Origin of the sequence: Enterobacter cloacae complex sp. 302F9, assembly GCF_050030335.1 — a bacterium.
Classification (GTDB): Bacteria; Pseudomonadota; Gammaproteobacteria; order Enterobacterales; family Enterobacteriaceae; genus Enterobacter; species Enterobacter hormaechei_C.
The window spans coordinates 2,942,882-2,965,624 of sequence record NZ_JBLGUC010000001.1 but is presented as its reverse complement, the minus strand read 5'-3'; the positions used below and the strand labels follow the sequence as shown (position 1 = coordinate 2,965,624).

At 50.8% G+C, this 22,743-nt stretch carries 14 protein-coding genes, 2 tRNA genes and 7 pseudogenes; 12 read left to right on the top strand and 11 right to left on the bottom strand.

Annotated elements, in window-relative coordinates; translation table 11 throughout:
- Positions 1 to 149 precede the first annotated feature (149 nt).
- On the top strand, positions 150 to 1,703 hold the full coding sequence (locus ACQG0T_RS14375) for a hypothetical protein (RefSeq protein WP_426723810.1): 1,554 nt from the start codon (positions 150 to 152) through the stop codon (positions 1,701 to 1,703).
- A gap of 1 nt (position 1,704) precedes the next feature.
- Here the strand turns inward: ACQG0T_RS14375 and ACQG0T_RS14370 are convergent.
- Together ACQG0T_RS14370 and ACQG0T_RS14365 are read right to left on the bottom strand one after the other, a co-directional pair.
- Positions 1,705 to 2,442 (bottom strand): annotated as a pseudogene (locus tag ACQG0T_RS14370) (DDE-type integrase/transposase/recombinase); the annotation flags it as partial.
- A 17-nt stretch (positions 2,443 to 2,459) separates the two neighbouring features.
- Complete coding sequence (locus ACQG0T_RS14365) at positions 2,460 to 2,855, bottom strand: transposase (protein WP_001514479.1); 396 nt, start codon at positions 2,853 to 2,855, stop codon at positions 2,460 to 2,462.
- Between the two features lie 621 nt (positions 2,856 to 3,476).
- Between ACQG0T_RS14365 and ACQG0T_RS14360 the strand changes: the two genes are divergently transcribed.
- The gene (locus tag ACQG0T_RS14360) at positions 3,477 to 4,049 is read left to right on the top strand and encodes a hypothetical protein (RefSeq protein WP_426723809.1); all 573 of its coding nucleotides are present in this window, start codon (positions 3,477 to 3,479) and stop codon (positions 4,047 to 4,049) included.
- Positions 4,050 to 4,061: 12 nt separating this feature from the next.
- Here the strand turns inward: ACQG0T_RS14360 and ACQG0T_RS14355 are convergent, their stop codons facing one another.
- The 4 genes and pseudogenes from ACQG0T_RS14355 to ACQG0T_RS14340 all read right to left on the bottom strand — a co-directional run bounded on the left by ACQG0T_RS14355 (position 4,062) and on the right by ACQG0T_RS14340 (position 8,524).
- Positions 4,062 to 5,828 carry a hypothetical protein gene (locus ACQG0T_RS14355; RefSeq protein WP_271040336.1) on the bottom strand — a complete coding sequence of 589 codons (1,767 nt, stop codon included), beginning with the start codon at positions 5,826 to 5,828 and terminating at the stop codon, positions 4,062 to 4,064.
- Positions 5,825 to 6,777 (bottom strand): annotated as a pseudogene (locus tag ACQG0T_RS14350) (glycosyltransferase family 2 protein). The gene ACQG0T_RS14355 and the pseudogene ACQG0T_RS14350 overlap by 4 nt, the downstream one beginning before the upstream one ends.
- A 103-nt stretch (positions 6,778 to 6,880) precedes the next feature.
- On the bottom strand, positions 6,881 to 7,102 hold the full coding sequence (locus ACQG0T_RS14345) for a GtrA family protein (RefSeq protein WP_426723883.1): 222 nt from the start codon (positions 7,100 to 7,102) through the stop codon (positions 6,881 to 6,883).
- Between the two features lie 201 nt (positions 7,103 to 7,303).
- Complete coding sequence (locus ACQG0T_RS14340) at positions 7,304 to 8,524, bottom strand: ISL3-like element ISKox3 family transposase (RefSeq protein WP_426723808.1); 1,221 nt, start codon at positions 8,522 to 8,524, stop codon at positions 7,304 to 7,306.
- A 97-nt stretch (positions 8,525 to 8,621) separates the two neighbouring features.
- Here ACQG0T_RS14340 and ACQG0T_RS14335 point away from each other — a divergent pair, with 97 nt between their 5' ends.
- Together ACQG0T_RS14335 and ACQG0T_RS14330 are read left to right on the top strand one after the other, a co-directional pair.
- Positions 8,622 to 8,930, top strand: a complete 309-nt coding sequence (locus ACQG0T_RS14335; RefSeq protein WP_426723807.1) for a hypothetical protein — start codon at positions 8,622 to 8,624, stop codon at positions 8,928 to 8,930.
- Positions 8,930 to 10,197: pseudogene (locus tag ACQG0T_RS14330) on the top strand (Y-family DNA polymerase). The gene ACQG0T_RS14335 and the pseudogene ACQG0T_RS14330 overlap by 1 nt, the downstream one beginning before the upstream one ends.
- On the opposite strand, the pseudogene ACQG0T_RS14325 reads toward ACQG0T_RS14330, so the two are convergent.
- Positions 10,190 to 10,865, bottom strand: a pseudogene (locus ACQG0T_RS14325) (SOS response-associated peptidase). The pseudogenes ACQG0T_RS14330 and ACQG0T_RS14325 overlap by 8 nt on opposite strands.
- A gap of 397 nt (positions 10,866 to 11,262) precedes the next feature.
- Between ACQG0T_RS14325 and dacD the strand changes: the two are divergent.
- The 5 genes and pseudogenes from dacD to ACQG0T_RS14300 all read left to right on the top strand — a co-directional run bounded on the left by dacD (position 11,263) and on the right by ACQG0T_RS14300 (position 15,971).
- Positions 11,263 to 12,426 carry a serine-type D-Ala-D-Ala carboxypeptidase DacD gene (gene dacD / locus ACQG0T_RS14320; protein ID WP_426723882.1) on the top strand — a complete coding sequence of 388 codons (1,164 nt, stop codon included), beginning with the start codon at positions 11,263 to 11,265 and terminating at the stop codon, positions 12,424 to 12,426.
- A 170-nt stretch (positions 12,427 to 12,596) separates the two neighbouring features.
- Positions 12,597 to 13,812, top strand: a pseudogene (locus tag ACQG0T_RS14315) (ISL3-like element ISKox3 family transposase).
- 58 nt (positions 13,813 to 13,870) lie between these two features.
- A pseudogene (sbmC, locus tag ACQG0T_RS14310) lies at positions 13,871 to 14,340 on the top strand (DNA gyrase inhibitor SbmC).
- 91 nt (positions 14,341 to 14,431) lie between these two features.
- Positions 14,432 to 15,490, top strand: coding sequence for an FUSC family protein (locus tag ACQG0T_RS14305; RefSeq protein ID WP_426723806.1), 1,059 nt, complete (start codon positions 14,432 to 14,434; stop codon positions 15,488 to 15,490).
- A gap of 145 nt (positions 15,491 to 15,635) precedes the next feature.
- Positions 15,636 to 15,971: a DUF496 family protein gene (locus tag ACQG0T_RS14300; RefSeq protein WP_426723805.1), complete on the top strand. Its 336-nt coding sequence runs from the start codon at positions 15,636 to 15,638 to the stop codon at positions 15,969 to 15,971.
- Positions 15,972 to 16,118: 147 nt separating this feature from the next.
- Here the strand turns inward: ACQG0T_RS14300 and ACQG0T_RS14295 are convergent.
- Positions 16,119 to 16,195, bottom strand: a tRNA-Asn gene (locus tag ACQG0T_RS14295).
- Positions 16,196 to 16,356: 161 nt separating this feature from the next.
- Between ACQG0T_RS14295 and ACQG0T_RS14290 the strand changes: the two are divergent.
- Together ACQG0T_RS14290 and ACQG0T_RS14285 are read left to right on the top strand one after the other, a co-directional pair.
- Positions 16,357 to 17,838, top strand: a pseudogene (locus ACQG0T_RS14290) (EmmdR/YeeO family multidrug/toxin efflux MATE transporter).
- Positions 17,839 to 17,939: 101 nt separating this feature from the next.
- A tRNA-Asn gene (locus ACQG0T_RS14285) sits at positions 17,940 to 18,015 on the top strand.
- 117 nt (positions 18,016 to 18,132) lie between these two features.
- Here the strand turns inward: ACQG0T_RS14285 and ACQG0T_RS14280 are convergent.
- A complete protein-coding gene (locus tag ACQG0T_RS14280; RefSeq protein ID WP_015572404.1) occupies positions 18,133 to 19,587 on the bottom strand; it encodes an AMP nucleosidase in 1,455 nt (484 codons plus the stop codon).
- Between the two features lie 76 nt (positions 19,588 to 19,663).
- A complete protein-coding gene (gene shiA, locus ACQG0T_RS14275; protein WP_017383305.1) occupies positions 19,664 to 20,980 on the bottom strand; it encodes a shikimate transporter in 1,317 nt (438 codons plus the stop codon).
- A gap of 256 nt (positions 20,981 to 21,236) precedes the next feature.
- Here shiA and pagP point away from each other — a divergent pair, with 256 nt between their 5' ends.
- Positions 21,237 to 21,812, top strand: a complete 576-nt coding sequence (pagP, locus tag ACQG0T_RS14270) for a lipid IV(A) palmitoyltransferase PagP (protein ID WP_003859516.1) — start codon at positions 21,237 to 21,239, stop codon at positions 21,810 to 21,812.
- Here the strand turns inward: pagP and ACQG0T_RS14265 are convergent.
- Entirely contained in the window at positions 21,809 to 22,732 is a 924-nt protein-coding gene (locus tag ACQG0T_RS14265; protein WP_162184665.1) for an acyltransferase, read from the bottom strand. The two genes, pagP and ACQG0T_RS14265, sit on opposite strands and share 4 nt — an antisense overlap.
- Positions 22,733 to 22,743 lie beyond the last annotated feature (11 nt).

Genomic DNA, 22,743 nt, shown 5'->3' with positions numbered 1-22,743 from the left:
TCAGCTATGGACGGTCAACAGCATCAAACCAAACACAGATAACACGGTATCTCTGACCGTCGCGGAATACAGCGACGCCATCTACCAATAAGAACCGTCCCCGATCAACCAGACACGGCCACCGCGCCGGGTTTTTTTATGGAATCAATATGGCTACGCAACCTACCAATTTGCCTGTCCCCAGCGAATCACCACGCGATCTGAAGTTTAACGCGGGGAAAATTGACGAGTTCGTTACCTCGCTGGTTAATACCTATGTTGACCGGTTCGGAAACGAGCATTACACCATCGAAGGCCTGCGGTGGCTGGCGCAGCAGGCGATTGCTCAGTATGGGTGGATCCCAGTCGACTCGTTCCAGGATGGCGCAGACATCACTCTGCCAAATCAGGCCCTGCGTGATGAGGTTACAGGTGAATACTACCGCTGGGATGGGGCATTGCCTAAGCACGTAGACGCTGGGTCAACCCCGGATACCTCTGGTGGTGTGGGCCCCGGCAAATGGTTAAGCATAGGCGACTCTTTGCTAAGATCTGCACTTATTAACAAAGTCATTGATGGCAATAATAAAGCATACGGTACGCTTTACCGCACTTTGAAATATTTTGGTGCTGCAGGCGATGGGGTAACTGATGATACAGCAGCCTTGCTTGCTGCTGACGCGTACAGCATTTCATCAGGCGAGCCAATTCGAGTAACAAATGGCGTTTATAAAATACTTAATGCAAGTATTGGCGGACATTATATTTTCGATTCTGATGCATGGATTGTTAACGAAACGCTGGAAGCAACTGACAATTTATTAATTTCTAAATCATCTTTGAAATTACATGGATTAAATGCTCGTGTTGGCTGCATTGCCTGGCCTACAAGCGGGAATTATGGAAATGCGCTGCTGATTGGAGGTTATTATCAACCTTCTGATGATTCTGGACTAATAAATGATATCGAAATATATGACTTCACGATTGTAGGCACTACAACTGCATTTAGTGGCCAGGCAATGGAAGGTCTAGGGAACATTGATGGTGTTAAGGTTAAGCGCGGGAAGTGCATAGGGCAGGGTACCGGTATGCTTTTCCATTGGGGTGGTGATGTTGATTTGTCAAACCCACATACAGGTACTGTTACTTATAGCCATCACCCGCGAAATATTGAGGTTGAAGATGTTCAGTTCCTTAGCGCAGATGGTGTTACACCACGTGCTATTGGGCTTTACTTTAGCGCTTGCTATAACGTCAAGGCTAATAATATTTATGGTGAACGGTGTCCCGCGCTAATTAGCGCAAAACCTGGTGATGTTTACGATCAAGTGGCTGTTGCGCGCGATAAAGGAAAAGTCCATACAGGCATTGATATCCGAAACGTCTATTCAAGGCTTCCACCAGACAATGGAAGCGCAATGATCGCGATTACTGGAGTACCTGACACATACAGAACTTCATCAACTCGATTGTCATCCCTTGATCCTACAGCTCCTTCTGAAATCACCGCGGAAAATATTACTGTAGATCTCGGTACGGCAACATATACGAACCCAATGATTCTTGTCCGAGGGGCCAAAAATGTAAAAGGTTCATTTAATGATCTTGACCCGCCATTTCCGGACAGCTTTTGTATCTTAAGATTAACGATGCCCGCTGCCGCCGGTATTCTCTCGGAGAGTGATATCCCAGCGCACTATGCGGGTGATTTTCGATTGTAATGCGTGAACGCCGCTGCAAGGTTTCGCAGGGCTGTTTCACATCCGGTTTCGGCATGAACGCGATATAGTCTTCCTTCATCGTCTTCACGAACCGTTCGGCCATGCCATTGCTCTGCGGGCTGCTCACCGCTGTTGTACATGGCTCCAGATTCAGCTCTTTGGCGAACCTCCGCGTTTCATGCGCGGTATATGCTGAACCGTTGTCCGTCAGCCACTGCACCGCTGTGTCGGGCAGCCTGTCGCCGAAGCGCTTTTCCACCGACCTCAGCATCACATCCTGCACGGTCGAACTGTCATAGCCTCCCGTGCTTGCTGCCCAGTCTATGGCCTCACGGTCGCAGCAGTCCAGCGCGAACGTTACCCGCAGTTTTTCGCCGTTGTCGCAGCCGAACTCGAAGCCATCTGAACACCAGCGCATATCGCTTTCTGCCACCGCTATCTTGCCCTTATGTTCACGCTTCGGTCGCTCTGGTTTGTGATGCAACAACAACAGGTTATGCTCGCTCATTATCCTGTAAAGCCGTTTGGCATTCACAGGTGGCTGTCCCTCTGTGCGACGTTGCTTGCGCAGGATGCCCCACACGCGTCGATAACCATAACTCGGCATATCGCTGATAATGTTGAGGATAGCCGACAGTATTTCTGCGTCTGCTTCTTCATTACGCCGGTTACAGCGCCTGTCCTGCCAGTCGGCAGAACGGTTAATCCGCAGTGACAGTTGCGCACGCGACACGCCCATGGTCCGGCTGACCATGGCTATTCCCCGTCCTTTGGCAACAAGGGCGCGTGCGCTATCCATTTTCGCGACTGACCGTACTCCACGGCTTCTTTCAGGATCTCAACTTCCATCGTCTTCTTGCCCAGAAGGCGCTGAAGCTCCCGGACCTGCTTCAGAGCAGCAGTAAGCTCAGAAGCAGGAACGACTTCCTCTCCAGCCGCAACGGCGGTGAGGCTGCCTTCCTGATATTGCTTCTTCCACTTAAACAGCAGGCTGGGCTGGATACCATGCAGGCGGGCGACATGGGAGACGTTCATACCCGGCTCCATCGTCTGCTGGATAATGGCGATCTTCTCCTGAGGAGTTTTACGTTTACGGACTTCTTGCCCTAACAGGATCCCGGTCATCTCAAAATTGGTGTTAGTGTTAGACATATATTCAAGCCTATCTCTTATCTGGAGATACAGCTACTGTCTGGTGTTTCAGGGGGCTACATCATTTAATGTAGTAGGTGGTAAGTCAACTGCCACGCCATGGGCACTTATTGACTATACCGTTAAGTCCAACATTCGTTTTTCTGGATCGTGCCCTGGCGGGGTTCGTGGTAGAGGGTTTAGCTCTTCAATTTCAGAGCATGCGCAACACTGCGATGAATCAGTCACTTACTCTTCCTCCATGGTTGGCTTTAACCCACAAACATTTACCCAAACCGGAATTACGCTACAGTCCGCTGTTGCGGTAGGAAACACATCAGTCAGCGTTCAGGCAACAGCAGACTCCATAATTTTTTACGGTGCCATGCTTTACAGTGGATCCGCCTACATAGGCAAAGTGACCAGAACAACCTGGCTCACCGCCGGAGTGACAAATACCATTCCAGTGACTAGGTCAACTAGTGCCGTATCCTCTGGGTCAGCAATTACATCGTATCTGACCTCTGAAGGGCTGAAGGTAACCGGTACAATTTCAGGTTTTATGTACTGTGTACAGTCAACCAATACATGGGGTATTGATTTTTCAGTAAATGTCGAACGTGGGTATCGCGGTGGAATTCTTTGCGATGGACATACTGCCGTTCTGCTAAATTCTCAGGTTCTTACGATGGAGTTGGCTGGGAAGATGGTGCCGCAGTAAATGCAAATATCCAGGTGACGGCAACAACTGTAAGAAACGTTACCATCAACGGATGCAGGTTTGACGCTGACGAAACAAATCCTACCATCGACAACCATGTTCTGGTATCAACGACAGATCATGCCGGTATTATTATTTCAGAGAACACCGGTACAAATCCAAGCGCCGTTGCTTTCAGTATCAGTAACTCGACAGTTGCAGAAGCGTATTCCATGCAGCAGATATTTGGTAACCATATAAATGGATTACAGGCACCAGTGGCCACAGCGACAGGGATGTATGTTGGTGGTTATTTCCGCGGCGTGGTTAGAAATAACGCCGTGCCGACAACAGGGTACTGGAACGTTGGTGATAAAGTGGACAGGCCAACACTGACGTCCGGTGGGCAAGAGGGTTGGGTATGCTTAGCTGCAGGGGTTTCTGGTACATGGGAACGGATACGGGTCAGTATCCTAAAAACATTAAGCCCCGCAAGGGGCTTAATGCGCACATAAAGCAATGAAAGCTTATTTGCTGTCACACAAGTACGATGAATAATTATTCTCCAAATAATCATTCACTATTACTATGGCCTTTATTCCTAATCTTGAGCATTCATAATTATAGTTAACGCTATCCCTCATGGCTGATTGTTTTTTGTAATTAATCAATCCATAGGCACGCTCATTTCCTATTAAGCCATTTATAAATTGGACCCCAGTTGCGGCATAGATATTCATGGTGTAAAAGTTTGCATTCCCATCATTTGTTTTTATTATTTGATTTAAAACAACTGATTTCGGTATGAATATAGCCATTTCTTTACGTTGCAATCTATTATCTCGTTGTAATTGAGCAATGTATTCTTGTAAAGAATGCATGTTCCCACCTTCGGTTTTCTCTTGAGTTCTCAATAGTTTTGTTTTGGCATATCTATACTTGCTTACAACACTATTGAGATTAATTGTTGATACAGAGAATGCCGGTTGATAGACAAAAAATGAAAGAAATGAGATAAGCATGAAAGATGTAAAATATTTAAGCGCTGCTTCCTCTTTAGCTGAATTAGCCCATGTGAGGATATAAGAACAAAGCAGCAATGCCACTACCGAGTAAAGACCCTGGAAGAAATAGTATTTATCACTCCAGTTAAATGAGGTAAATGCTTGAGTTATTGCCAAAATAAAAACAAAAGAGCAACTAACTCCGAATAATAATCTAGTAAGAAATTCAGATTTTATGCAGATTCTCAGTGAAATTATAACCGAAATACAAGGAATAAAGAATTTCTCATAGCGTATGTCAGCCTTTAATAAATGCTGATATATTTCTGCTGGAGATAACATTTGCAGATTTAGTATTGCAGGTATGCCATATGAATAATTTATAAACTTTTGATAAAATACAATAAACAACAATAAAACACCTGCGTGTGCATAAAACTTAAAGCTTTTATAGTCTCTAATAAATGAAACTGCGAAAATAACTGCGATATAAGCCAGGCCTGTTGATATTTTCCCTAAGCATAATATGATGGAAATTGCTGTTATGAAGCTATATTTCTTTAATGATGGCGTACCTGCTGAGTATAGGAAGTTGAAAGTAAATCCTGCAGATAACACAAGAATGAAGCTAGGTAACCATAGTGCGTGAGAGTTAATTGCATGCCATGATGCAATTATAAACGGAGCAACAAAAAGAAAAGCGATCGATGATATTATAACATTTTTTGAATATTTATAGCAGAATATATAGATTGAACAAAGAAGGAATGCTGCTTTGACGTAGGACGTAAACCCATATGAGTCATATATAGGTAATCCTGACACAGTTAGAAGAAACGCATCAGCATAATGACTTAAAACGTGATATGCGGTTAGTTTATGACCATCTAATCCTATACTTGGGTATCCAAAATTGATTATACTTTGAATTATCGAAATATTGTAGGCGCTATCTTTATGCCAAATATTATGGGTATCAACATCAAAGATTGGGTTAAAGCTAAAATATTTATTCATATATGAGTCATAAAAACTCAATGCGTAAATCATAACAATAATGCTTATGGCTAATACTGGCCATATTTTACAGCGCATCGTGTCCTTTTCACTAACGCCCACTTCGAGTCTACAGTAAGTAATAAGCGCCAGAACAAATGCGGATATATATAAGACTGTAGAAATTAGAGGTAAATTGAATATTTTATAGCCAAAAAAGGCCGCAAGCACACCGCAAAAAACTGGCGAATAATATATAGAATCAACAAGTACTCTAGTTTTTAAGTTTTTCATTTTTCAAATCCTTTCGTTTTCTCAACGAAAAATTTTGGTCTGTTTTTTGACTCCATATAAATCTTTCCAATGTATTCTCCTATAACTCCTAGGCATAGCATTTGCACACCGCCAATAAATAATACGGCTAGTATAACGGATGCCCATCCGCTCACTGTATGCCCAAGGAAAGATTGAATAAGCGTATACACAACCCCAATAGATGATAGCGTAGATATCATAAATCCTAGCGCCGTCACAATTCTTAGGGTAATAGAGAATGAAGTAATCCCCTCAAGAGCCAATGCCAACATTCCTCTGAGAGGATATTTTGATTCACCCGCAGCCCTCTCGCTTCGAGAATAATAAACACTCTCGGAAGGATACCCAATCAGAGGTATAAGTCCTCTTATATAAAGATTTTGTTCTTTGTACTGAAGCAGTGAATGCAATGCTCTTTTGCTTAACAGTCTAAAATCAGCATGATTCTCTACTTGATTAACGCCAAGTTTCGTCATTATTTTGTAAAATGCTTCGGCTGTGAACTTCTTAAAGAAGCTATCTGATGTTCTGTCATTTCTTACTCCATAAACAATATCGTGCCCTGTAAGATATGAGTCAACCATCTTTTCAATAACTGCTGTGTCATCCTGTAAATCAGCATCAATGCTTACAGTAATATCAGAATCTATGCATGATGATAACCCAGCCATTAAAGCAGTCTGATGACCTTTATTGCGTGATAGCTTTACGCCTTTTACTAACTCATTATTGTTTGAAGCGTTTTGTATTAAGCTCCATGTGGCATCTTTGCTTCCATCATCCACGAATACAATATGGCTTCTGGTATTTATTTTGCCCTTTATCTTTCATTTCGACTATACGTCTGAGATAATTCATCAAGACAAAGATTAAAAACCTCTTGCTCGTTATAGCATGGCACAACTATTGAAAGAATTGGAGCGTTCATTATTTCATAACCCATAATTTATTAATAATAAAGCCAGCTACCGTGTAAAAAAACATCCCTGATAACTGAACAAGTTATAAATTTTTAACGCCAGCTATAATAGTTATTTTCTGATAGCGAAAATATTTATTACGTAACAAACTCCACAGCATGCTAGGAATTTGAGAAGTTTTGATATGGAAAGCTTTGATGAAAACGTGAATATCGTATTGAGGATAAAACTAAACAGGATACCAACAGCATAGCCCGAAAAATTTGCACTATAGAGTCCTACACCAAAGGCGGTAAGAGCAAGGATCACTGAAGCTGTTACCGCTGTGTTCATTCCGCCAACAAGGCAGTACCTGACGGCCTGGCTACGATAAATGGAAGAAAGGTTTATACTCATGAGTTGCGCATCTTTAACATGATAAAAATCAGTGAATTCTGAAAGGCCTGAAGTGTAGCACCAGACATAGACTTGATCGACCCTCATATTTGACGATACTGTATATATATGGGTCTTCCCCGATCATGGTGGGAAGGCTCAGAACGCCATATTCAGCTTTCCGTAGTGGAACATCACCCCCAGTTTAAAGCGCTCCCGGTTTCGGTATCCCCTGGCTTTTATCCTCAGCAGCCTGATCTTGCTGTTAAGTGCCTCCGCATTTCCGTTTGAGACACTGTGTCGCATCACATTCAGGATCCCGTACAGCCTTTTTCCTATCGTTTTCGCGGCATTTTTCATCATGGGAACGTCACTGTTAGCCGCCAGCGCCAACCATCTCTGCCAGTCACTCCGTCTTTCCTCGCTCCATCGCCTGTTCCAGATATCCTTTGCCAGCTCTTTCAGCGCCCAGCACTGGCTCGTCAGCTTCATCTGTGCACGCAGCCACATCAGCTTTTCCTGCCGGGATTCGGTCATCCACTTATCGCTGTACTGCCACAGGAAGCGGGTTCCTTTTGCCTGGTGTCGGCTTTCAACAGGGAGGTGCGGATGTTCATTCTGACGGGTTTTATCAACTACCTCGCCCAGTTGCTTCGCCACATGGAAGCGGTCAAAGGCGATTTTCTCAACCGCACTGGGTAAGTGGATACGCGCTGCTCTTATATAGCCCGCGTTCATGTCCATTGAGAGCGTTTTGATAGCCAGCAACTGCCCATCAGTGAGCGTGCGAAGATAGCCGGCAAGACTCTCTGTGCCGCGATCATCCGTTAAGGCCAGCGCCCGACCATCGCGATCGGAGATCACCGTTATGTAACGATGTCCTTTTTTAAAGGCGACCTCATCCACATTCATATGACGGGCGGATAATGGCTTTTTTATCCGGGCAAGACCTCGCTTAACTGCCCGGGTCATAATGCCGTCAACCGCATTCCAACTGAGCTTAAGTTGCTTCCTGACAGCATCAACGGTGCTGATTTTCAGCCATGAGAGAACGAACGATTCGAATAGCAACGTATACCGGCTTCCGGGGCCAGCCCACGGAACAGGCAACGTCAGGCAGCCATGCTCCGGACACATAATTCGTGGAACATCGGCTTCAACAATAGTGGTGAACTGGCAGGTATCAAGATGGCGCCATTTACGATGACGGTGATCGTGAACAGAACAGGATTTACCGCAGGTCGGACAGGCTAGCCGGGTGTTTTCAGCGATCTCAATAGTGACAGTAACAGAACCGGCATTTTCATCGAGAGAAAGGGACTTTACCTGCCACGGATCGGACAGGTTGAGAATATGAGCGTAGAGGGACTTTTCATCCATGGCGGTGACCTCTGGCGATTAAATACACCATTATCATGCCTTCAGCCACCACAACAAGGGAAGACCCATATATATACAGTTAATTTGTGGGGCCACTATGCAGCGCGCAGCAGACATAAAGACCGCCTTCGTTGCGGTCACTGAACCGCTTCTTCCTACATCTGCCAGCATTGTTGAAACGCAGGGTGGCTATGATGCCATTGAGAATGCGTCGGCATTTGAGCGCGGAGATACATTGCTCATCTGGTTTTGCGGCCGCCAGCAGCACGCATATTGGGCCGGTGAGGCGCTCATTACTGACGATGGCGAGGCCATAGAAGGCGATGCATTAGATGATGTTAGCCTGGTTGGCGTGGTCACGCATACCATTAGCCCTGTATGGGTTGACGACAATCCGGTGATGTGATGTTTGCCCTGGTAGATGTTAACTCGTTTTATGCGAGTTGCCGGAGACGGTATTTCGCCAGATCTGTGGGGCAAGCCTGTTGTTGTGCTATCCAACAACGACGGCTGCGTGATCGCCCGATCAGCTGAAGCCAAAAAGCTCGGCATTAAAATGGGCGATCCATACTTCAAGTGTAAGGACTACTTCAGGCAGCAGGGAGTGGTTTGCTTCAGCTCCAACTACGAGCTCTACGCCGACATGAGCAATAGGGTGATGACCACGCTGGAGGAAATGAGCCCTCGCGTCGAAATTTACAGCATCGACGAGGCCTTTTGTGACCTCACTGGCGTGCGTAACTGCCGCGTGCTGGAAGAGTTCGGTCATGAAATGAAAGACGCGGTGCGCAGAAACACTGGCCTGGCCGTAGGCGTAGGGATTGCCCAAACAAAGACCCTGGCCAAGCTCGCAAATCACGCGGCAAAGACATGGAAAGCCACTGGCGGGGTTGTTGACCTGTCGAACGTCGATCGCCAGCGAAAGCTCATGGCATTGCTACCCGTTGACGAAGTGTGGGGCGTGGGCCGCCGCATCAGCAAGAAGCTGGAAGCGATGGGCATCAAAACCGTGCTCGACCTGGCTGACACCCATATTGCCGTTATCCGTAAACACTTTAACGTCGTGCTGGAGAGAACGGTACGCGAGCTTCGCGGCGAGCCTTGTCTTGAACTGGAAGAGTTCGCGCCGGTGAAGCAGGAGATCGTCTGCAGTCGGTCATTCGGCGAACGCGTGACCGAATACGAACAGATGCGCCAGGCTATCTGCAGCTATACCGCGCCCGCGGTGCTGAAAAGCTACGCGGAGAGCATCAATACTGCCGGTACATATCTGCGTTCGTGAAGACATCTCCGTTTGCGCTGAACGAGCGGTACTACGGCAACAGCGCATCGGTAAAGCTGCTGACCCCGACGCAGGACAGCCGCGACATTATAACCGCCGCTACTCGGTGCCTGGATGTTATCTGGAAGGATGGGCACCGGTATCAGAAAGCGGGAATCATGCTCGGCGACTTCTTCAGCCAGGGTGTGGCTCAGCTAAACCTGTTCGACGAGAACGCGCCCGTGAAGACAGCGCGCAGCTGATGCAGGTACTTGACCGGTTAAATGCCAAAGGCGGTAAAGGCACGCTCTATTTTGCAGGTCAGGGAGTGCAGCAGCAGTGGCAGATGAAGCGCGAAATGCTATCGCCGCGGTATACGACGAGATACTCAGATCTGCTTGTGGTCAGGTGACGGGTTCGATTAACTCCGGGCCCTGGTTCTTCACATTACCTACGGCGCGCGTCACGCCGTGCCAGATAAACTTGTCGGCCGGCACGGCACCGTCGGCCGCTATTTCTTCAGCTTCTTTCCCTCCAACATCCTGCCGCATCCACTCCCGGGCAGCTTCAGGTGACAGAACCAGCGGCCGGCGGTAGTAGATATCCACCAGACCTTTATCAGCTGCAAGCGTCACTATCAGAAATCCTTCCGCTTCATCGCCGCGTTCAAACGGCGTGCTGCCGATCGCTGCCATGAATATCGGCTGACCGTCGGCTCGGTGAATGAAGTAGGGCTGTTTCTTGTCGCCTTCCTTTTTCCATTCAAACCAACCATCAGCGAAGCGAATCGCCCGACCATGCTGCCATAACGGTTTGAACATTCGACTCGTGGCCGCAGTTTCGACGCGCGCGTTAATCAGTGGCGGCTTATCCCACCACCCGGGCGCGTATGACCACAGGACAGGGTCGAGATGCAGTTGCTGGTCTCGTTCGCTCAGCAGCAGGACTTTTGTACCGGGCGCCACGTTGTACCGACCAATAGGCTCTGGGTCATATGCGATATCACGATCGGCTTCATCGGCCAGGTAAGAAAGAGAACTATTCTTCTCGGGTTTGGGCTTGTGCAAAACGTCCACACATAGAAACCTCCAGTCAGTAAGACTGAAAGTATAGGGCAGGGAGAAAAATCAGCATTCGAGACAAATTATTGGTTGTGTACCAAATTGCGTACCAAATAAAAGCGTTCTGAGGTTTGCGGCTTTAATGGCATTGGTTGCGTGGATGCTGCGCGTAATCGTGGAACAAAAAAGTCGGGCGCGCGGCAGAGTCAGACACCAGTAATCTCATCCTGTTAAAAATTGACGTCTCTATGGTAAACGATTGGGGTGAGCAGTCCGAATAAAAAGCACCGTCAGGCAAGAAATTTGCGAGATTTGTTCGAAAAAATCTGCGTGCTGTCACATTTTTTTGCAATTAAGGCAGGTAACGACATCAGAACTCCCGTAAAAAGGTCATCGATTTTTACTGACCTGAGGATATACCGTTGAAACGCCGTCTGTTTATTGCTGTTTCTTTACTCGCTTCGAGTATTTCATCCGCGCTGGCTGCCGAGCCGCTGGATTTTTCACCTCAGCCGCCTGCCATCCAGGCTGGCTCCTGGGTATTGATGGATTACACCACGGGTCAAATCTTAACGGCGGGCAACGAACATCAGCAGCGTAATCCGGCGAGCCTGACCAAACTGATGACGGGGTACGTTGTCGATCGTGCCATTGATAGCCACCGCATCACCCCCGATGACATTGTGACGGTCGGACGTGACGCCTGGGCAAAAGGCAATCCGGTCTTTGACGGTTCGTCGCTGATGTTTCTGAAGGAGGGCGATCGGGTTTCCGTGCGCGATCTCAGCCGCGGCCTGATTGTTGATTCCGGCAATGACGCCTGCGTGGCGCTGGCGGATCACGTGGCGGGCGGTCAGCCGCAGTTCGTCAGGATGATGAATGACTACGTTGAAAAGCTGAACCTGCGCGATACCCACTTCGAAACCGTACACGGGCTGGATGCACCGGGTCAGCACAGCTCCGCTTATGATCTCGCCGTGTTTTCCCGGGCCATCATTCACGGCGAGCCTGAGTTCTACCACATGTACAGCGAAAAGAGCCTGACCTGGAACGGCATCACCCAGCAGAACCGCAACGGCCTGCTGTGGGATAAGACCATGAACGTCGATAGCCTGAAAACGGGACACACCTCGGGCGCGGGCTTTAACCTGATTGCCTCCGCGGTGGACGGTCAGCGTCGACTGATTGCGGTGGTGATGGGGGCAGACAGCCCGAAAGGACGTGAAGATCAGGCGCGCAAGCTGCTGCACTGGGGACAGCAAAATTTTGATACGGTGCAGATCCTGCATAACGGTAAAAAAGTGGGAAGCGAGCGCATCTGGTACGGCGATAAAGAGCAGATCGCGCTGGGCACCGATCATGACTTCTGGCTGGCATTACCCAAATCGGAAGTGCCGAACATCAAGGCGAAATACGTGATGGATAAAAAAGAGCTGGAAGCGCCGATCGCCGCGCATCAGCGGGTAGGGGAGATCCAGCTGTACGATCGTGACAAGGTGGTAGCGCACTGGCCATTGGTTACGCTGGAAAGCGTTGAAAAGGGCGGCCTTTTCTCCCGTCTGGCGATTATCATGCATTAAACTCTGACCTTTTGGGCAGACTGGCAGTGTTGCGAGTCTGCTCACATAATAAACACTCCTGGTTTGCCGATAATCTCGATTCTGCTTTACAGTGTATGTATATGGGTCTTCCCTTGTTGTGGTGGCTGAAGGCATGATAATGGTGTATTTAATCGCCAGAGGTCACCGCCATGGATGAAAAGTCCCTCTACGCTCATATTCTCAACCTGTCCGATCCGTGGCAGGTAAAGTCCCTTTCTCTCGATGAAAATGCCGGTTCTGTTACTGTCACTATTGAGATCGCTGAAAACACCCGGCTAGCCTGTCCGTATTGCGGTAAATCCTGTTCTGTTCACGATCACCGTCATCGTAAATGGCGCCATCTTGATACCTGCCAGTTCACCACTATTGTTGAAGCCGATGTTCCACGAATTATGTGTCGGAGCATGGCTGCCTGACGTTGCCTGTTCCGTGGGCTGGCCCCGGAAGCCGGTATACGTTGCTATTCGAATCGTTCGTTCTCTCATGGCTGAAAATCAGCACCGTTGATGCTGTCAGGAAGCAACTTAAGCTCAGTTGGAATGCGGTTGACGGCATTATGACCCGGGCAGTTAAGCGAGGTCTTGCCCGGATAAAAAAGCCATTATCCGCCCGTCATATGAATGTGGATGAGGTCGCCTTTAAAAAAGGACATCGTTACATAACGGTGATCTCCGATCGCGATGGTCGGGCGCTGGCCTTAACGGATGATCGCGGCACAGAGAGTCTTGCCGGCTATCTTCGCACGCTCACTGATGGGCAGTTGCTGGCTATCAAAACGCTCTCAATGGACATGAACGCGGGCTATAAGAGCAGCGCGTATCCACTTACAGTGCGGTTGAGAAAATCGCCTTTGACCGCTTCCATGTGGCGAAGCAACTGGGCGAGGTAGTTGATAAAACCCGTCAGAATGAACATCCGCACCTCCCTGTTGAAAGCCGACACCAGGCAAAAGGAACCCGCTTCCTGTGGCAGTACAGCGATAAGTGGATGACCGAATCCCGGCAGGAAAAGCTGATGTGGCTGCGTGCACAGATGAAGCTGACGAGCCAGTGCTGGGCGCTGAAAGAGCTGGCAAAGGATATCTGGAACAGGCCATGGAGCGAGGAAAGACGGAGTGACTGGCAGAGATGGTTGGCGCTGGCGGCTAACAGTGACGTTCCCATGATGAAAAATGCCGCGAAAACGATAGGAAAAAGGCTGTACGGGATCCTGAATGCGATGCGACACAGTGTCTCAAACGGAAATGCGGAGGCACTTAACAGCAAAATCAGGCTGCTGAGGATAAAAGCCAGGGGATACCGAAACCGGGAGCGCTTTAAACTGGGGGTGATGTTCCACTACGGAAAGCTGAATATGGCGTTCTGAGCCTTCCCCACCATAATCGGGGAAGACCCATGTATATACAGTAATGAACGGAGGCAGCATGGACTACAGCATCAGGCAGCAACAGAAACGTACGATCGCTGGCTTTCATCTCGTGGGGCCGTGGGAAAAGACGGTCAAGCAGGGATTTGAACAGGTAATGTGGGTAGACGGGCGTCATATTCAGCCGCAGGAGTGGGTGGCCGTTTATTATGACAATCCGGATGACGTGCCGCAGAAAACCTGCACTCAGTTACCGCCGTAACGGTAACGGACGATTTCACTATTCCTGAAAACAGCGAAGGGGTGATGATGACCGAAATTGCTGCCGGAGAGTATGCTATTGCCGCCGCGCGCGTCGAAAATCATGATTTCGCCACTCCATGGTATCAGTTCTTCAACTCCCTGCTGGAAGACAACAAATTCCAGATTGCACCAAAACCCTGCTTCGAACGTTATCTTAACGATGGCAATGCTGACGGCTACTGGGATATTGAGATGTTTGTACCGGTAGAGCACAAAGTGGGATAATCCTGCGGAATGCAGGGTTTTTCAGCCGGGCGCGATCCACCCGGCTGAAAACGCCGTACAATTGTGGTTTGCCGTAGAGCTGGAGACGGGTGTGCGCCCCGACAAGTCATTAACCCCTTTTGAAATTCGGTTATACAAACATTATCGCGTGGTGCACGGTTGCCGCATTGCGCTGGCGTTTGTGTTGACCTTCGTACTGGTTCGTCTGCTGGATATCCCGGAAGGGACGTGGCCGCTGATCACGCTGGTGGTGGTGATGGGACCGATCTCGTTCTGGGGGAACGTGGTCCCGCGCGCTTTCGAACGCATAGGCGGCACCGTTTTAGGCTCAGCGCTTGGGCTTATCGCCCTGAAGCTGGAGCTGATTGCGTTTCCGGTCATGTTGCTGTGGTGCGCGGTGGCGATGTTTCTTTGTGGATGGCTGGCCCTCGGCAAGAAACCGTATCAGGCGCTGCTGATTGGCATTACGCTCGCGGTTGTGGTCGGCGCACCGGCGGGCGATATGACCACCGCATTGTGGCGAAGCGGGGATGTAATCCTCGGCTCGTTGCTCGCCATGCTGTTTACCGGCATCTGGCCGCAGCGCGCCTTCCTGCACTGGCGCATTCAGATGGCAAACTACGTCACGGCATTTAACCGGGTCTACCAGGCCGGGTTTTCGCCGAATCTGATTGAGCGCCCGCGTCTGGAAAAGCACCTGCAAAAAATCCTCAATGATGTGGTCAAAATGCGCGGGTTGATTACCCCGGCAAGCAAAGAAACCCATATCCAGAAAGCCATTTTTGAAGCTATTCAGACGGTCAGCCGTAATCTGGTCTGTATGCTTGAACTGCAGATCAATGCCCACTGGGCCTCACGCCCCAGCCATCTTCTGATGCTCAACGCGCATACGCTGAAAGAGACGCAGCAGATGACGCAACAAACCCTGCTGACCATCGCCCATGCGCTATATGAAGGTAACCCACAGCCGATACGGGCGAACAGCGAGCGGCTGAACGAAATCGTCGCCGAGCTTAAACAGCTGATGAATGAGCGCCAGGGAGACAATGTGGCGGAAACGCCCATCAGTGGTTATGTCTGGCTGAGTATGGAGCTGGCGCGACAGCTGGAGTTGTTATCGCAGCTGATTTGCCGGGCGCTGCGCAAATAAAAAGCGTATGTGATGCCTGCTGCTTCGATTCAGCAACAATTAGGGTTATGATGGTTTTAAACGATATCTCATTGTCATTCATCGCCACGCTCTGTAAAACGGTTGCTTTAACGAATCCGAATCTCACATTATCAGGGGTGTAAAAATGGAAACTACCAAGCCTTCGTTCCAGGATGTTCTGGAGTTCGTCCGCCTGTTCCGCCGCAAAAACAAGCTACAGCGCGAAATCCAGGACGTAGAGAAGAAGATCCGTGACAACCAGAAACGTGTCCTGCTGCTGGACAACCTGAGCGACTACATCAAGCCTGGCATCAGCGTTGAAGCTATTCAGGGCATCATCGCCAGCATGAAGAGCGATTATGAAGATCGCGTTGATGACTACATCATCAAAAACGCTGAGCTGTCCAAAGAGCGTCGCGACATCTCCAAGAAGCTGAAAGTGATGGGCGAAATCAAAAACGTCGACGCTAAAGGCGAGTAATCGCACACTCTGTTTGCCCGGTGACGCTGCGCTTACCGGGCCTACAGGACTGTTATCACGTAGGTCGGGTAAGGTGAAGCCGCCACCCGATAATTTCACGAACGCAAAAAAGCAAAAAGCCTGCTCTAAAAGCAGGCTTTTTAAATTTGGCTCCTCTGACTGGACTCGAACCAGTGACATAAGGGATTAACAGTGCGCCATTCTTTTGACTGAACTACAGAGGAATCGTTGTGGAGGCTTATCTTAGCGGCGAAAAAACTTTTGTCAAACCTGATCTCAGGCAAAAGCGTTTGTTTGATGATTCTGTCGTCATTTTGTTGTAAATCCAAACATAATTTTATGGAAAATACTTTGCAGGATACGCATTTCTGCCCCATCATTTGAAATGGAGTTTCAACTTTCTCGCTAAGGTCCATTTTGAACGTCACCGCACCCCTACGCCAGGCGATTATGCGCACGCCCTGGTATGCAAAACGTAAGAGTTATCGAGTTCTCTTCTGGCGTGAAATCACCCCCCTTGCCGTGCCTATTTTCCTGGAGAATACCTGCGTCCTGTTGATGGGCGTGTTGAGCACCTTTCTGGTGAGCTGGCTCGGTAAAGAAGCCATGGCCGGGGTAGGGCTGGCGGCAGCTGCCAATATGGTGGTGATGTCCTTCTTTGCCGCTATCGATCTCGGTACGACGGTGGTGGTGGCGTTTAGCCTGGGCAAGCTGAATCCGAAGCGTGCCCGCGAAGCGGCCAGACAGTCGCTGATGATCATGACCCTCTTTTCGATCATCCTTGCGGCGGTTATCCATTATTACGGCAAAGAAATTATCGACATTGTCGCGGGAAGGCAGCCAGCGAGGTGAAGGATCTGGCTCTCACCTACCTGGAAATGACGGTGCTGAGTTATCCGGCAGCTGCCATCGCGCTGATTGGTAGCGGTGCGCTTCGTGGAGCAGGAAATACCAAAATTCCGCTGCTGATCAACGGCGGCATGAACATCCTGAATATCATTATCAGCAGCGTTTTGATTTACGGCGTCTTTTCCTGGGAGGGGCTGGGCTTTGTCGGCGCGGGTTTAGGGCTAACCATTTCCCGCTATATTGGTGCGGCGGCGATAATTGGCGTACTGATGGCGGGAATTACGCCATCGCTGCGCCTGACGCTGAAAAGCTATTTCCGTCCGCTTAACTTCGCCATTATCTGGGAAGTGATGGGGATCGGGATTCCGGCCAGCATCGAATCCGTGTTGTTTAACGGTGGGAAACTGCTGACGCAGATGTTTGTTGCCGGGATGGGAACAGACGTCATCGCCGGCAACTTTATTGCCTTCTCCATCGCCTCACTCATTAACCTGCCGGGAAACGCGCTGGGGTCGGCGTCGACGATCATCACCGGCAGACGTCTCGGAAAAGGGCAGATAGGGCAGGCGGAACGGCAACTTCGGCACGTCTTCTGGCTTTCAACTATTGGACTGACGGCGATTGCGTGGGGAACTGCGCCTTTTGCCGGGCTGATGGCCTCGTTCTATACGCATGAAAATGACGTGAAAGAGGTCGTGAAGGTGCTCATTTGGCTCAACGCGGCGTTTATGCCAATTTGGGCCGCGTCCTGGGTACTTCCTGCCGGGCTGAAGAGGGCAAGGTGATTACCCGCTTGCGGTGACCTGCCGCTGCTGGCGGCTGGGGCTGTCGCGTTGTGGCGGGCTACACGCTGGGGGTAATGTTGGGTATGGGCGTTGTCGGCGTCTGGCTGGGGATGTTCCTTGACTGGGCCGTGCGCGGGGCGCTGTTCTACTGGCGCATGGTGAGCGGGCGCTGGCTGTGGAAATATCCGCGAAAAAAACCGGAGCAGGAGGTTTCGGAAACGGCAAGTGCCTGACAAATGTGCGAAGTGGAGAATAAATCGGCAAACGATTGAAAATCTGCATTCACCCTTTGACATCCTCAGGGCGCATCGATAATATGCGCCCGTTACGCCGTTCCTCTGTAGTTCAGTCGGTAGAACGGCGGACTGTTAATCCGTATGTCACTGGTTCGAGTCCAGTCAGAGGAGCCAAATTTGAAAAGCCTGTTTAAAGCAGGCTTTTTGCTTTTCGGCGTTCGTGAAATTGTCGGGTGGCGCTCCGCTTACCCGACCTACGGAATCCCAGGCCGGGTGAGTGGGTCCTTGTTATCAGCGGAACGGTGGCTCATTAAAGGTGCGCAGCTTGCGGGAATGCAGTTTGTCGCCCTCTGCACGCAGTAAATCGATGGCGCGAATACCAATCTGAAGATGCTCTGAGATCGCCCCTTCGTAAAAACGGTTCGCCTGGCCCGGCAGTTTGATCTCGCCGTGCAGCGGTTTATCGGACACGCACAGCAGCGTGCCGTAAGGGACGCGGAAGCGATAGCCCTGCGCGGCAATGGTGGCGCTTTCCATATCGATTGCGACCGCACGGCTGAGATTGAAACGCAGGGCGGAGGCGGAATAGCGCAGCTCCCAGTTACGATCGTCGGTGGTGACGACCGTACCGGTACGCAGGCGCTGCTTCACCTCTTCACCCGGCATGCCGCTCACCTCTTTGGTGGCGTCGTACAGGGCGCGCTGCACTTCAGCGATACTCGGGATAGGAATATCCGGCGGCAGAACCGCGTCAAGGACATGGTCGTCACGCAGATAAGCGTGGGCGAGGACGTAATCGCCAATCAGCTGACTTTCACGCAGGCCGCCGCAGTGGCCGATCATCAGCCAGACGTCCGGGCGCAGTACCGCCAGATGGTCGCAGATGGTTTTCGCATTCGACGGGCCAACGCCGATGTTAATCAGCGTAATGCCCTGACCGTCGGCGGTGATCAGGTGCCAGGCTGGCATCTGGTGCTTTTTCCACGCCAGATCGGAGATGGCCTCTTCCGGTGCTTCGGTTTCGGCAGTGATCCAGATCCCGCCCGCGCAGGAGAGGGCGATGTAAGGGCTGTCCGGGTCGAGGATCTGGCTACAGCCCCAGCGGACAAATTCGTCCACATAGCGGGTGTAATTGGTAAACAACACGAACGGCTGGAAATGTTCGGCTGGGGTGCCGGTGTAGTGGCGCAGGCGTGCCAGCGAGAAATCGACACGGCGGGCATCAAAGTGCGACAGCGGTGAAAACTCTGCCGGGTGATAGATCCCGTCCGCCGTCTCATCGCCAATCTGCGACAGCTCAGTGGTCGGGAAGTGGCGGGTCAGCCCCGCGCTCATGGAGCGATCCAGCGTCAGCGCTGAACCGTCTATCACGTACGGGTAAGGGATCTCGTGCAGGGACGGTTCAACGCTGATATGCGCGCCGTAATCCTGATACAGCAGGGTAAGCTGCTCTTCCAGGTAGGGGCGGAACAGCGCAGGTCGCGTGATGGTCGTGCTGTAACAGCCGGAGTGGGTGAAACGCGCATAGGCGCGGGTTTTCGGATTGCTGCTGGCGCTGCCGTCCCAGGTGACAGAGAGCGATGGATAAACAAAAAGGCCCTGGGTTCTGGCCTTTTCATCGGGAAGTTTCCCTGTTTCGATATAGTCACTGATGGCGCTGCGCAGTGCATTGACGGACTGTTCATACAGCGCGTCGAGTTTTTCCAGCGCCTGAGCCGGGGTCAGGCTGGAGCCCTTATTATTCATGTCTGTCTCCTTGTTCCACAGGTGTGCGGCTTTACCCGATAGTATGTCACACGCCTGTGAAACAAAAGTGAGGAGATCAGCTGTGCGCGGTTTCCTTCATCAACAGGGCGGTGGCGGCAGAAAGCAGGCAACCCGCCAGCAGATAAATCGCCACGCTATGCCAGTTACCGCCTGAGAACGTCACCAGCGCGGCGGCGATAAACGGCGTAAACCCGCCGCCGACCACGCTCGCCACCTGATATCCCACGCCCGCGCCGCTGTAACGGTAGCTTGCGCCAAACAGCTCGGTAAACATCGGCTGCTGCACGCAGACCACCATATCGTGAGCGATGTTCGCAAGCATGATCGCGAAGAAGACAATCCAGAAGACCGACTGTGCCTCCAGCGCCATAAAGAACGGCCAGGCGCTGAGTGTGCCGATCAGCGCCCCGGTGATATACACCCGTCGACGGCCAAAGCGATCCGCCAGCCAGGCGAAGCAGGGGATGGTCAGGCAGCTGATCCCGCCCACCACCAGGCCAATATTCAGGAACAATTCCCGCGGCAGGCCGAGGTTTTGCGTGGAGTAGTTCAGGGCAAAGGCGGTGACGATATACATCGTCAGCAGTTCGCACAGGCGCAGGGCAATGATTTTCAGAAAAGCGCCAGGGTGCTGCACCAGCGCTTCCATCACCGGCAGCCGTTTCTTCGCGACCGGTTTTTCGCGCTGCTGCCGTTCAAACTCAGCCGACTCTTCCATGCCGTTACGGATCCACAGGGCCACCACGACCAGCACAATGCTGAAGATAAACGGAATACGCCAGCCCCAGCTCAGGAACTGCTCGTCTGTCGTGAGCTGACTTATTAGCGACACCAGGCCCGTGGAGAGCAGCAGACCCACGCCATAACCCACCTGCACGCCGCTGCTGTAAAACGCTTTCTTGTTCTTCGGCGCGCTTTCCACGGACAGCAATGCCGCGCCGCCCCATTCACCACCGACGGCAAAGCCCTGAATAGCGCGCAGCGTCACCAGCAACACCGGGGCCCACCAGCCAATCGAGGCAAAGGAGGGCAAAATACCGATCAGCGCGGTGGCAATGCCCATCATCCAGACGGTGAGCATCAGCATACGTTTCCGGCCAAGGCGGTCACCGAAGTGGCCGAAAATTATCCCGCCCAGAGGACGAAACAGAAAACCGACGCCGAAGGTGGCAAATGCAGCAAGCGTGCCCATGGCGGGGCTGATCTGGGGAAAGAATTCACGGTTAAAGACCAGCGCAGCGGTAATACCGTAGAGCAGAAAGTCATACCAGTCGACGACGGCGCCTGCGAAGCTACCTAAAGCGGCGCGGCGGGCGCGGTTAAGCGAAGGTGTCTCCTCGTTGCGGCGAGCGGAGATAAGGGTGGAGTCCATAGTTGTCCTGTCTGTACTGATTTTTAATTATTGGTATAAGAAAAGGTCACTCACATCACGGCCGTCATATTGACGGAATGTATGAGACTACCGCGACAGGCGGCCTGAGAAAACGTTTTTATCTTTCCTGAAAGCGCAGAATAAATAAATTTCATCTTATCGGGCGACAACATAAATCAGCCTGTTTGGCTCCGGTTAGGGCTGAATGGTTTACAGTAATAACGATCGCTGCGTGACGTAAGCTGAGGGTATAACGATGCAACGCCTCTTTCCTGCACTGTGGGTAGTCCTGTTTTTAGTCGTATCTCCGCTGCATGCGGAGCCGAAAGTCTATGGCGAACAGCGTATTCACCGCTGGTGGGATGCAGTAACGGACGATATTGCGCAAACCTGGGAACAGCCGGATCGTTACGATCTCTACCTTCCGTTTCTGAGCTGGCATGCTCGATTCATGTATGACAAAGAGAAAACCGACAACTACAACGAAATGCCGTGGGGCGGGGGGCTGGGCGTGTCCCGCTACAACGACGAGGGCAACTGGAGCGCGCTCTTTGCCATGATGTTCAAAGATTCACATAACGAATGGCAGCCTGCGATGGGCTACGGCTGGGAGAAAGGCTGGTATCTGGATAACGCAAAAGATTTCCGTCTGGGGCTGGGGGCCGCTGCGGGGATCACGGCACGCGACGACTTTGCCAACTATGTCCCGCTGCCGTTTATCTTCCCGCTTTTCTCTGCCGGATATAAGCGCGTCACCGTCCAGTTCACCTATATTCCCGGGACCTACAACAACGGCAACGTGCTGTTTGCCTGGCTGCGCCTGGGCTTTTAGAGGGTGATCACTTTTTTGGCCACTGCGTTGGACAGGATCAGCAGCGAAAACAGGACCGACGTAACAAACGTAAGCACAATCAGAGCAAGTTTGGTGCTCAGGGACGTCACCGGAATGAGCGCGGTCAGCAGGTGAAACACCGAGTAGTGCATAATATAGACCCCGGTCATGGTTTTGCTAATGGCGGCCAGCACGGACTCTTTAAACTCCGCATTGCGGCGAAACCGCACGCCGTTGGCCGCAATCACCAGGGCAATAATCAGAATGTAGATTTGCGATCCGGTGAGGATAAAGGCGTTTCTGTCTGCTTTAAATAGCGCAAAAAAGAAGTGCCGCTCGTAAAACCACGTGAAGAGATAAATAAACGGTATGGCAATCACCGCTGCCCTGACCACATTTTTGCGGCCGATCCACGCCGCGATCTGCGGATCGCAAAAGAGCTGCCCCGTCAGATAAAACAGCAGCCACGTCCACAGGCGATACTGCGGCGACAATGAAAGGACATGGGCATCAGGATAGAGGGCTGACAGTAAATCGTACCCGTATGAGAAAAGCAGCAGGGCGGTAATTACCCCGCAAAAGAGCGTTCGTCGCTGGCTGAGCCACTCCACCACCGGGTGAAACGTGTAAATCACGATAAACGCGAACACGAACCAGGGCTGGATCAGATATCCGCGCTGATAGGGCTCCCACAGGTAGTAAATCGTTACCCAGAACAGAAAGACGATCACCAGGCTTTTGATCTTATCCAGCTGCCAGCGCGTGCCGTGTCGGGATTGCCCGTCCAGATACCCTGCAACCACAAAAAATAACGGCGTGGCGATGGTCGAAATGAAGGTTAAAAAACCGAGGATCCAGTGATAGTCATAATCGTAATGATCCCAGGTGTTGTAGATGGTGAAAAAGGTAACCGCCGTCATACACCCCAGCG

What these genes read in the sequence shown, in the direction of transcription:
- ACQG0T_RS14375 (WP_426723810.1), top strand. Translation starts at nt 150, where the DNA reads ATGGCTACGCAACCTACCAATTTGCCTGTCCCCAGCGAATCACCACGC.
- ACQG0T_RS14365 (WP_001514479.1), bottom strand. Translation starts at nt 2,855, where the DNA reads ATGTCTAACACTAACACCAATTTTGAGATGACCGGGATCCTGTTAGGG.
- ACQG0T_RS14355 (WP_271040336.1), bottom strand. Translation starts at nt 5,828, where the DNA reads ATGAAAAACTTAAAAACTAGAGTACTTGTTGATTCTATATATTATTCG.
- ACQG0T_RS14345 (WP_426723883.1), bottom strand. Translation starts at nt 7,102, where the DNA reads ATGAACACAGCGGTAACAGCTTCAGTGATCCTTGCTCTTACCGCCTTT.
- ACQG0T_RS14340 (WP_426723808.1), bottom strand. Translation starts at nt 8,524, where the DNA reads ATGGATGAAAAGTCCCTCTACGCTCATATTCTCAACCTGTCCGATCCG.
- ACQG0T_RS14335 (WP_426723807.1), top strand. Translation starts at nt 8,622, where the DNA reads ATGCAGCGCGCAGCAGACATAAAGACCGCCTTCGTTGCGGTCACTGAA.
- ACQG0T_RS14300 (WP_426723805.1), top strand. Translation starts at nt 15,636, where the DNA reads ATGGAAACTACCAAGCCTTCGTTCCAGGATGTTCTGGAGTTCGTCCGC.
- ACQG0T_RS14280 (WP_015572404.1), bottom strand. Translation starts at nt 19,587, where the DNA reads ATGAATAATAAGGGCTCCAGCCTGACCCCGGCTCAGGCGCTGGAAAAA.
- shiA (WP_017383305.1), bottom strand. Translation starts at nt 20,980, where the DNA reads ATGGACTCCACCCTTATCTCCGCTCGCCGCAACGAGGAGACACCTTCG.
- pagP (WP_003859516.1), top strand. Translation starts at nt 21,237, where the DNA reads ATGCAACGCCTCTTTCCTGCACTGTGGGTAGTCCTGTTTTTAGTCGTA.
- ACQG0T_RS14265 (WP_162184665.1), bottom strand. Translation starts at nt 22,732, where the DNA reads ATGACGGCGGTTACCTTTTTCACCATCTACAACACCTGGGATCATTAC.